The organism is Bacillus sp. AR8-1, from assembly GCF_008042345.1.
GTDB lineage: Bacteria > Bacillota > Bacilli > Bacillales > Bacillaceae_G > Bacillus_A > Bacillus_A cereus.
Genome location: NZ_QNUB01000045.1, coordinates 53,623 through 64,581, shown reverse-complemented (window position 1 = coordinate 64,581; position 10,959 = coordinate 53,623). Strand labels below are relative to the sequence as shown.

Below are 10,959 nucleotides of genomic sequence, written 5' to 3'. Positions count from 1 at the left end.
ATCAATACCGATTTTTTTATTTTGTAAAGTTTTACTTACTGAATAAAGTGAAACTTTAATCAGCAGGGCCCCACCTAACTTCTTTGCTTTCGCTGAATTTTGAGGTGGGGGTCTTACTGCCCACAAATAGCGGGATAAATAGGTGAAAAAGGTGATTGGCATTTGAATAAATCTAAATAGGTCGTTAAATGCTAAGTAATGCAAAGAACAATTGGTAATTTTTACATTGATAAAAAAGCTTGAGCTTCACACTATGTGAAGCTTTACAGTATTGGAGACAAGAACAGGAGGTTGAAAAAATGAAAAAAGCAATAAAGTTTTGTTTAATAGCTACATTATCTACAACGATTATTAGTGGATGCTCTTTTGAGGGTAACAATGAAAATGTTAAAGGGAAAGAAGGAGAAAAAGTAGAGGTACAGAAAAATGCTGGGAAATATACGATGCCAGATGAAAAAGATAAACATGAAGGTACATGGCTACAATGGCCACATGAATACACATATGGTGAAGAGTATAAGCAGGAAGTTGAACCTATTTGGGTTAAGATGGCAAGTGCTTTAACTGAGGGTGAGAAAGTCCACATTGTTGCATATGACCAGGAAGAAAAAGAAAGAATCAATAACCTTTTAACAGATGAAGGGTTAAATATGGAGAAGATTGATTTCTTTATCTCGCCTACTGATGATGTATGGGCAAGGGATAGTGGACCAATTTTTGTTTATGACAGCAATAAAAATCTCAAAATATTAGATCCAGCATTTAATGGTTGGGGGAAGAAAACACCTTATAAAAATGATGCTCAAATACGTAAGAATGTGAGTAAACAATCAGGAATTGAAAGAATTGATTGGGGGAAATTTGTCCTTGAAGGCGGCGCAATTGAATTAGACAGCAATGGGACTGCGTTATTAACTCGAAGTGCGGTAACGAATAAAAATAGAAATCCTGATTTATCAGAAAAGGAAATTGAAAAATATATAAGTGATCTTGGGGTATCAAACTTTATTTGGTTAGACGGAGTACCTAATTTAGATATTACGGACTTTCATATTGATGGATTTGCTAAATTCCATAATAAATCTACCATTGTAACGATCAAAGAAGATGACCTAGCTGAATGGGGTTTATCCAATAAAGATATGGATACATTGTTAGATGCCAAAAATGCTTCAGGACAGAAATATAAGTATGAATACTTGCCGCTTAGTAAAGAAAAGGTTGCTTTAGAGAATGGAAAAACTCTCGATTATAAGGGATCGTATATCAATTATTATATTGGGAATACAGTTGTATTAGTGCCTAATTATAATGATCCAAATGATAAAATCGCAAACTATACGATTCAGAAGTTATACCCAGATCGTAAAGTAGTCGGTATTGATGTGAGGGAGTTGTATAAAAACGGCGGTATGATACATTGTGTGACACAACAACAACCAATTGCATTGAAGTAATTAATTGTAATTTCGTTGTGCTGCTATATAGACAAAATAGGTGAAATCTTATCTTTACCTATTTTGTCATTCCTTATTATTTGTAAAAATAAAATTTAAATATGATGATAATTGAATTGTAGTGTATGTTCGCTTTTCGTTTTATATGGTAAAGGAGAAAAATGTTTGTGTTAAAGAATTTTAAAATAGTGTTTTCGTATTTCCCTATCGTTTTACAGTACATTTTAAATGTAGCTTTAATTTGCTTAGGGGTTGTTCTAAGTGTGTTTCTTATGAAAGAAGTCATTCAGTTTATACAAGAACTGAAATTGGATAGTAATGAATCTAGTTATCATTTAATTGATAGTATCGTCGTATTCTTTTTGTACTTTGAATTCATCGTAATGATTATAAAGTATTTTCAAATGAATTTTCATTTTCCATTACGATATTTTATATATATAGGTATAACAGCTATTGTGCGTCTCATCATTATAGATCACGATAGTCCGTTAGATTTATTGTTATATGCCTGTGCAATCTTTGTATTAATTAGTGCGTTGTTCATTGCGAATTCTAAAATGATGCGTCGGGATTTAGAATAGTGAACATTTGTTGTTGAATTAAATAAGATATTTTATCTTTTTGCAAAAAAGGAGTAACGGTATTGAAAGAAATAATCTTAACCAGCCTCATAATGATAGGGTTTATGATTCTATTATTTAATTGTATACTTTCGTGATTTAAAAGAATAAAAGGTTAATAGAGAAAGAGGTTTTTGTAAATATGGTTCATTACAATAATCAAAATAGTTTACATTTATAAGTTTTGCATTCATAGGTATTGAAGCAATAGGGGTTGAAATTGAAGATCCCTTTGGTCAGGATCCAAATGATCTTCCGCTAGAAGGAATTTGTATAGGAGTAGAAGCGCATTTAGTGAATTTATATAATCAAAACGATCTATTAGAAGTAATGGGTTTGAATCTTGATAAAAAAATCATTTAATCATTTATTGTTGTTTTAAAATATGGTATTTAAAAAACTTGTCAAGAGTCAATTTAAGGCTTAACGTCAGCTTTATATTTTTTATATAAATATATAATATTTCTCCATGCTATAATCCATTCATGAAATATACGCGGTTCATGAGTTGTAATGAAAAGAGAAATGAATTGAGGAATAGTTGGCTTTGTGAAATCAGTTATGTAACTACTATTAAAAAGCGAGGTAAATAATATGGAACAAAAACATAATGGGATTATTTTTACTGCAATACCAGACGAATCGAATGAATATTATCAACCATTTTATGAAGACTTGATTTACTTTAATGAATGTTTAAATGAAAAGAAATCAATTGCGGATCAACTTATATCTTTATCTGTTGAAGAACAAGACTTTCATACGAGCTGTTTTGAGTATGATGATATTTGGCTAAGAGATGTTGCACCGGTTGTCACAACTCATCTAGTTAAATTTAAATATAGACCCAATTATTTGCCAGATGATCAGGGGCGATATTTAGATCAACAGTTTAATAAATGGTTGAAAAAGAATGACTTTGAATATGTGAAATCCCCATTAATATTAGATGGTGGTAATCTTATTTGGAATAAAAAAGATACCGTAATATTAACAGAACGTATATTTGATGATAACGATGATTGGACAGAAGAGGAAATTATTGAGCAGTTAGAATGGGATTTAGATGTGAGCCGAGTTATTATTATTCCTGCTGAAGAAGGGGATGTACTAGCACACGCAGACGGAATGGTTAAATTTATTGATGAACATACAATGTTTATTAGTGATTTTTTAGGGGATCATGAATTTAGATATAGTGTTCAAGAGATTATTCAAGAACAAATGCCAGAAGCTGAATTTATAGTTGTTCCTTCATCATATACAGAGAAAGGACAATATGATCAAGAGATAGCATCAGCAAAAGGGTTGTATATAAATATGTTAGAATCATGTGATGCTCTTTATGTTCCTAAGTTTGGACTAGCTAAAGATGAGGAAGTTTTACGATATATTCAACAGTATACGGAGAAGCAAGTTATTCAAATTCATGTAGGAGAAATATCAACAATGGGAGGCGCAATGAATTGTTTAACGTGGTATTGTCCAAGCCATTTGTTACCTTCGAAAATGAGAAGATTGAAAAATCAGAATGAAGATTTTTCAATGAAGAAGATTTTTGATTGGTTTTAATAAATAAGTAATGAAAAGAAAATATATTCAAGGAGTATTGATATGTATACCATCGCTGAGTTTTCTCGGATTTGTAAAATGAGTACGCGGATGTTAAGACATTATGACAAAGAGGAGATATTAAAACCGGCATATGTGAATCCGGTTAATGGGTATAGGTATTATGAACAAGAGCAGCTGGAAGTAGCATTGAAAATAAAAAAGCTAAGGGAGTATAAATTTCCTCTTCCAAAAATTAAAATTGTTTTGCAGTCATCGGATCAAGATTCGTTTGTTCAACATATACAATCACAAATTATCGAGTTGTCTCATGAAGTGAAGCAAAATTTACAGGTTATTTCAGAAATGAATGAAATGGTAATGGTGAATAGTAGTCTAAATATTGCTCGCCATAGAAGTTACGATATATTAATGGGAATGAGGAACGAAGTAACGATAATTACTCAAAGAGTAAAAATAGATATAGATGATATAGATGATTATTTTTATGACTTATATGAAGAGGTACAAAAAAATAACTTTCAAATAGTCGGTTCGCCATCTGCAGTCTTTTATGATGAAGAATATATTCCAAGTAACAGTGATATTGAATTAAGAATCCCGGTTATGCAGGGGAATGATGAAGATGTAGTACAAGAATATGAAATGAAAAAACTAAGTCCACATCAAATCGTTACTACTATGCATTATGGAAGTTACGACTATATAGGTTACGCTTATATAGCGTTAGAAGAATGGGTTGAAAAAAATGGGTATGTAATAGTTAATTCGCCATATGAGGTTTATATAAAGGGACCTGAATGTGATTGTTTAGCAGAAGAGTATGTGACACAAATTTGTTTTTTAGTTACGAAAATAGAATGAGAATAAGGATTGACATTAACATTATGTCAATCCTTATTCTATGTACGAAAGCAATTTATCATAATAAAAAGGCGAAATAAAGAGTCACCTTATAAAGTTGCTACAAGTAAATGAAGATATTCCTGTTGACCTTAACACGATGTCAAAGTATAGACTGTACGTACATTCATATAAGGGGTGAACACGTATGAGAAATATAGAAAATAGTTTGTTTTATATGCCTGCGGAATGGGAGAAACATGAAGGTACATGGCTCCAATGGCCACATGATAAAGCACATAGAGGTGAAGGTTATAGAGCTAAGTTAGATGATATTTGGATATCGATGGCAAAGGAGCTTCACTATGGAGAAAATGTCCATATTGTTGTATGTGATGAAGAAGAGAAAATACATGTCCAATCGAAGTTAATGGAAGCTAATGTAAATATGGATAAAATTGATTTCTTAATTCAAGAAACTGATGATATTTGGATAAGAGATAACGGACCAATCTTTGTAACGGATAAGGAAGGGAATCGCTGCCTAACGCACTGGATATTTAATGGTTGGGGAAATAAATATCCGTACGAAAAAGACGCTAATATTCCGAATAAAATAAGTGAAATGTATCGCATTCCAAAAGTTGAATCTAGTGTCTGTCTAGAGGGCGGGGGAATTGAGATAAACGGAAACGGGACCTTAATGGCGGCGAAAACGTCTATTATAAATGAAAATCGAAATCCCACACTAAGTCAGAAAGAAATTGAAATGGAATTAACGAAATATTTAGGAGTAACGAATTTTATATGGATAACTGGTATACGCGGAGAAGATAATTATGATGAAGATACGGATTATCATATTGATGGCGCGGCACGGTTTGTAAATGAAAATACGATACTGTATGAATATGATCCTTTCGGTGAAGGAGAGCCATACCTTTTGGAGGCGTACGAAAAGCATTATCAAGAATTGCGACAAGCGAAAAATATAGATGGAAAGCCATTTCAGCTCATTCCAGTACCAGTAACAAGAAAAGTGGTAAAAGAAGCAGACTGTAAGGGTTCATATTTGAATTTTTATATTGGTAATGAAGTCGTATTAGTTCCTGTATATGGTGATGAACATGACAAGTTAGGGCTGCAAATTATTGAAGGTCAGTTTCCAGGAAGAAGAATTGTCGGTATTTATGTGAATGAATTGTATGCGTATGGTGGTATGATTCACTGTGTGACGCAGCAGCATATAGAATAGAGTAATTCAAATGAAGAAGCATGCAGAGCATATACTCTGCATGCTTTTTATAATGCTGAAAACTCCTCAACAAGTTGAGTGAATTGTTTCAATGCACTTTCAATCGGTTCTGGCGTAGTTAAATCAACACCAGCTTTTTTCAATAGGTTTAGTGGATAATCAGAACTTCCACCTTTCAGGAATTCAATATAATTTTTCTGAGCATTCGGATCACCGCTTAATAGTTTATCAGCGATTTGAATGGCAGATGCGAATCCAGTTGCATATTTGTATACGTAAAATGGGCGGTAGAAATGAGGGATTCTAGCCCATCCGTATTTTACTTCTTCATCAAATACAAGTGAATCACCGTTATATTCTTTAAATAGTTTTTCATAAATTTCACTGAAGACTTGTGCATTTAATGGTTTACCTTGTTCCGCCATTTCATGTGTGATTTTTTCAAATTCTGCAAACATAATTTGTGTAAAGAAAGTACCTTTGAATTTTTCAATAAAATGGTTAACTAAATGGTTACGCACGTTCGTTTCTTTTGCTTCTTTTAATAAATAGTGAATTAATAACACTTCATTTACTGTAGAAGCGACTTCTGCCACAAAGATAGAATAATGTGCAGAAATTCTTGGTTGGTATCCATGTGAATAGTGCGTATGCATACCGTGCCCGCATTCATGAGTAAGAGTGAACAGGCTATTTAAATCATCGTGATGATTTAAAAGAATGAAAGGATGAACACCATATACACCAAAGTTATAAGCACCAGAACGTTTTCCTGGTGTTTCTCTTACGTCTATATATCGTTTATCTTTAAAACTTTTTAATGTCTCAATATATTCTTCTCCTAAAGGAGCTAGTGATGCAATCATAATGTCAAATGCTTCACTATATGGGATGTCTTGTTTTGCACCTTCTACTAAATCGACGCCTAAGTCGTATTGTCTTAGTTCATCTACGTTTAATTTTTCTTTTCGAATTTCATTGTATGTATGTAATGTTTGAATGTTTTTTTTCGTTGTATCAATAAGGTTTTCATATACTTCTTTCGGAACCATATCGCCAAATAATGATTTCTCTAGCGCTGATGGATAGTTTCTTAGCTTCGAAACGGTAACATTATTTTTAATAGCAGCGGATAAAGTAGATGCGATGGAATTCTTTAACTGAACATATGGTTTGTAATATGCTTTATAAGCTTCTTTACGCTTTTCACGATTCGTATCTTCTATTAACTTTGCATACATTCCGCGTGTTAAGTTCACTTTTTCTCCATCGTCAGTCGTCACTTCACCAAATAATATATCTGCATTGTTTAACATACCAAATGTGTGCTGTGGAGAAGAAAGAGCTTCACCCATCTGTGATAAAATTGCTTCTTGGTCCTTATTCAATACGTGTTTTTTATAACGATATAATTCAAATAAGTCTTCTTTATAATATTGTAAGCCTTCTGTTTCTTCTATGTAAGAATGTAATGTGCTTTCGTCTATGCTAAGTAAGAAGGGGGAAAAGAAAGATTTAGCTGCACTTACTTTCACGTGTAATTGTGATACTTTATCGACAAGAGATTGCGCGTCAGTATCGCGTGTATCAAGGTCAGATTGTAATCGTGCATAAGCGAACATTAAAGATATTATGCTAGAAATTTCTTCACTCTTCGTTAAATAAGCTAATAAACTATTGCCATCGTGAATATTGCCATTAAACTCGTGTAATTCCTTCGTTAATACTTCAATTTTATGAAAATCACTTTCCCAATCTTCAATTGTATGGTAAATGTCTGTTAAATCCCATTTTTCTATATCAGCTACTTGTAATCGATCTTTAAGTTCTGTCATAATCATTTCCTTTCTAAACATGTAGTTATATTTCTATATAACTATGAAATACAACAAATTGCAAAAAATCCCTGCTGAAAATTGAAAAGCCTTGCTAAAATAACAAGGCTTACATACTTATAGTGTAATTCCAAATTTTGAATGTAAAAGGTTTGTAAATTGCATGTCTGTAACGGTTTCTTTCGTTTTTTTACCATTTTTCGCTACTGTAAGGCTATCTTTCGTTAAAGAGGCATGCCCATCTTCAGTTAGTTTTACAATAAGAGGTAGTTTATTAAAGGGTGACCCTTCATGTTCAACGATAATTTTTTGTGCTGTATTTGCTTTTTCTTCATCCACTTCTTCTATATAAAATGCATAGCCTAACGTCCAATCATCAGCAGAAGATTGATCCAAGAACTCATTGTTTTTCCGCATCTCTAAAATGTAGTTTCCCTTTTCGGTCATTTCTTTACGAATACGATAATCTCCTGTAACAGAGTGAATGACTTCACCTGAGAAAGGGACAGGGGCAAGAGGTAAGTATGATCCGAATCCTACTTCAATTAAATAAAGTTCAGTATGATGTGTTAAAACGGTTGCAATATGGCCAGAATCAACAGCCCATATGGAGTTTGTAGCGTTATAAACTGTTCCTGAAACGAGATGAACATCGAATCCAGAATCTTTCAGGAAGTAATACATAGTAGGATTGAGTTCATAACAAAGACCGCCACGGTTATTTACTAAAATTTTCTCTTTCAAATTTTCTTTTGATATTTCTTTAAAATTCTTTTCGAGAATATTTAAGTTTTCAAAAGGAACAGTTTGTGCCATTGCGTACATAATGTTAGATAAATCTTCAAATGAAACTGTGTCTTTTTCTTCTATATATAATCGTGCGAAAAATTGTTTTTGAAAGTCTGTCATAGAAATCCCTCCGTTATGTTTTTATAGGTAAATTGTAAACAATCTTGAATAGGATGTGAAATTAAAACTACGTTGAATATTTGAAGTGAGATTAAAAATAATGTGGGAGAGTGAGAGATTGCTACTTTACTAACGGTGGAACGAATATTATAATAATTCTGATAAACTATGCAAACGCTTTCTTAGAAAGGGATGGTGTACAGATGTTTAAAAGAGTAACAATAGTCGGATTGTCAGTTGTTATGTTTTTACCTAGTATATATGAGGGGAGTAAAGCATATGCAGATACAGTTAACAATGGAACGTTAATGCAGTATTTTGAGTGGTATGCTCCGAATGATGGGGATCATTGGAATCGTTTGCGTACTGATGCTGAAAATTTAGCGCAAAAAGGAATTACATCTGTTTGGATACCACCTGCATATAAAGGAACTACGCAAAATGACGTAGGATATGGAGCATATGATTTATATGATTTGGGGGAATTCAATCAAAAGGGAACAGTGCGGACGAAATATGGGACGAAAGCACAATTGAAGTCTGCAATTGACGCTTTACATAAGAAAAACATCGATGTATACGGTGATGTAGTTATGAATCATAAAGGTGGGGCTGATTATACAGAAACTGTCACAGCAGTTGAGGTAGACCCAAGCAATCGAAATGTTGAAGTATCAGGTGATTATGAAATTAGTGCTTGGACAGGATTTAACTTTCCAGGGCGTGGAGATTCTTATTCTAATTTCAAATGGAAATGGTATCATTTTGACGGAACAGATTGGGATGAAGGAAAGAAATTAAACCGAATTTATAAATTTAGGGGCATAGGTAAAGCGTGGGACTGGGAAGTGTCTAGCGAGAATGGGAATTATGATTATTTGATGTACGCGGATCTTGATTTTGATCATCCAGATGTTGCGAATGAAATGAAAAAATGGGGAACGTGGTATGCGAAGGAATTAAATTTAGATGGCTTTCGTTTAGATGCTGTTAAACATATTGATCATGAATATTTGCGCGATTGGGTAAATCATGTTAGACAGCAAACGGGGAAAGAAATGTTTACAGTAGCTGAATATTGGCAAAATGATATCCAGACTTTAAATAATTATTTAGCGAAGGTCAATTATAATCAATCTGTGTTCGATGCACCACTTCATTATAATTTTCACTATGCTTCAACAGGAAATGGGAATTATGATATGAGAAATATTTTAAAAGGAACGGTAGTTGCGAATCATCCTACACTTGCGGTTACTCTAGTTGAAAATCATGATTCACAGCCTGGTCAGTCATTGGAATCTGTAGTGAGCCCTTGGTTCAAACCGTTGGCATATGCATTTATTTTAACGCGTGCAGAGGGATATCCTTCTGTTTTCTATGGTGATTACTATGGTACAAAAGGAAATAGTAACTATGAAATTCCAGCGTTAAAGGACAAAATTGATCCGATTTTGACGGCACGAAAAAACTTTGCATATGGTACGCAGCGGGATTATTTTGATCATCCAGATGTAATTGGCTGGACAAGAGAAGGTGATAGTGTACATGCTAATTCTGGTTTAGCAACATTAATCTCTGATGGACCAGGAGGGTCAAAGTGGATGGATGTTGGGAAGAATAACGCAGGGGAAGTATGGTACGATATTACGGGTAATCAAACAAATACTGTAACAATTAATAAGGATGGTTGGGGACAATTCCAAGTAAGTGGAGGATCAGTTTCCATATATGTTCAGCAGTAATTTGGTGATGAAAAAGAAGAGGTAGACTGAAATATAAGTTTTCCTCTTCTTTTTATATTGTGCATATTTATCCCGCTATTTGTGGTCAGTCCGATTGGTGAGGGCTTATTAAAGTTTCACTTTATTTTTCCTGAATCTTTATTGTAATAAAAGAGTTAGTCAACCTTTATAACAACAAGAGAGGCATTGGAGTATATAATGTCACCCGTGGCTTCTCTTATTCGTACTCGAAGAACATCCCCTTGATTTAAAGATAGTAAATCAGTTCTGGCGGATGTAGCTCTTATCCCAGAATCACCACCAACTCGCGTTTCGATTGCGAATTGAATGGAATCGTTTATTGTAAGATTTAATATACTAGACGATATAGCTTGTATTACAAATACAATTGAAAAGGATACAGAGTACACGCCAGTGGTATCAATTGTAATAGAATTATTTAATGGATTTATAGTAGTTCCACTAGCAGGTCCTGGAATGGTAAAATTAACATTTGTATTAACTACTGCTGAAAAACCGATTCCTACTTCAGAAGTTATTGTTCCAAATACGGGAAGGATCCCTAAACCGGTTGCGCCAGTAGGACCAGTTATTCCGATTCCGGTAGGACCTGTACCCCCAGTAGGACCAGTTATTCCGATTCCGGTAGGACCTGTACCCCCAGTAGGACCAGTTATTCCGATTCCGGTAGGACCTGTACCCCCAGTAGGACCAGTTATT

General features: G+C 33.7%; 9 protein-coding genes and 1 pseudogene (1 of these 10 only partly in view). 7 read left to right on the top strand and 3 right to left on the bottom strand.

What is annotated here, in order from left to right; genetic code table 11:
- The first annotated feature begins 299 nt into the window (after nucleotides 1–299).
- From DN400_RS25155 to DN400_RS25130, 6 genes and pseudogenes are all read left to right on the top strand, one after another.
- Entirely contained in the window at nucleotides 300–1,457 is a 1,158-nt protein-coding gene (locus DN400_RS25155) for an agmatine deiminase family protein (RefSeq protein ID WP_147802002.1), read from the top strand.
- Nucleotides 1,458–1,624: 167 nt separating this feature from the next.
- Nucleotides 1,625–2,041, top strand: a complete 417-nt coding sequence (gene psiE, locus DN400_RS25150) for a phosphate-starvation-inducible protein PsiE (RefSeq protein ID WP_000916573.1) — start codon at nucleotides 1,625–1,627, stop codon at nucleotides 2,039–2,041.
- A gap of 210 nt (nucleotides 2,042–2,251) precedes the next feature.
- Nucleotides 2,252–2,443 (top strand): annotated as a pseudogene (locus DN400_RS25145) (bestrophin family protein); the annotation flags it as partial.
- A 231-nt stretch (nucleotides 2,444–2,674) separates the two neighbouring features.
- On the top strand, nucleotides 2,675–3,652 hold the full coding sequence (locus DN400_RS25140) for an agmatine deiminase family protein (RefSeq protein WP_000435524.1): 978 nt from the start codon (nucleotides 2,675–2,677) through the stop codon (nucleotides 3,650–3,652).
- 42 nt (nucleotides 3,653–3,694) lie between these two features.
- Entirely contained in the window at nucleotides 3,695–4,516 is an 822-nt protein-coding gene (locus DN400_RS25135; RefSeq protein ID WP_000287980.1) for a MerR family transcriptional regulator, read from the top strand.
- A 187-nt stretch (nucleotides 4,517–4,703) separates the two neighbouring features.
- Nucleotides 4,704–5,750 (top strand): agmatine deiminase family protein, encoded by a 1,047-nt coding sequence (locus DN400_RS25130; protein WP_001244187.1) that lies wholly within the window; start codon nucleotides 4,704–4,706, stop codon nucleotides 5,748–5,750.
- 47 nt (nucleotides 5,751–5,797) lie between these two features.
- On the opposite strand, the gene pepF is transcribed toward DN400_RS25130, so the two are convergent.
- Together pepF and DN400_RS25120 are read right to left on the bottom strand one after the other, a co-directional pair.
- On the bottom strand, nucleotides 5,798–7,585 hold the full coding sequence (pepF, locus tag DN400_RS25125; RefSeq protein WP_000137534.1) for an oligoendopeptidase F: 1,788 nt from the start codon (nucleotides 7,583–7,585) through the stop codon (nucleotides 5,798–5,800).
- Between the two features lie 117 nt (nucleotides 7,586–7,702).
- Nucleotides 7,703–8,494 carry an arylamine N-acetyltransferase family protein gene (locus tag DN400_RS25120; RefSeq protein ID WP_000129221.1) on the bottom strand — a complete coding sequence of 264 codons (792 nt, stop codon included), beginning with the start codon at nucleotides 8,492–8,494 and terminating at the stop codon, nucleotides 7,703–7,705.
- Between the two features lie 203 nt (nucleotides 8,495–8,697).
- Here DN400_RS25120 and amyS point away from each other — a divergent pair, with 203 nt between their 5' ends.
- On the top strand, nucleotides 8,698–10,239 hold the full coding sequence (gene amyS, locus DN400_RS25115; protein ID WP_000476899.1) for an alpha-amylase: 1,542 nt from the start codon (nucleotides 8,698–8,700) through the stop codon (nucleotides 10,237–10,239).
- 155 nt (nucleotides 10,240–10,394) lie between these two features.
- On the opposite strand, the gene DN400_RS30190 is transcribed toward amyS, so the two are convergent.
- Nucleotides 10,395–10,959 carry the 3' portion of an exosporium leader peptide gene (locus tag DN400_RS30190; RefSeq protein WP_481747370.1) on the bottom strand. The gene runs 101 nt beyond the window's last position, so 565 of the gene's 666 nt are visible here — the last part of the coding sequence; its start codon lies beyond the right edge, outside the window; its stop codon occupies nucleotides 10,395–10,397.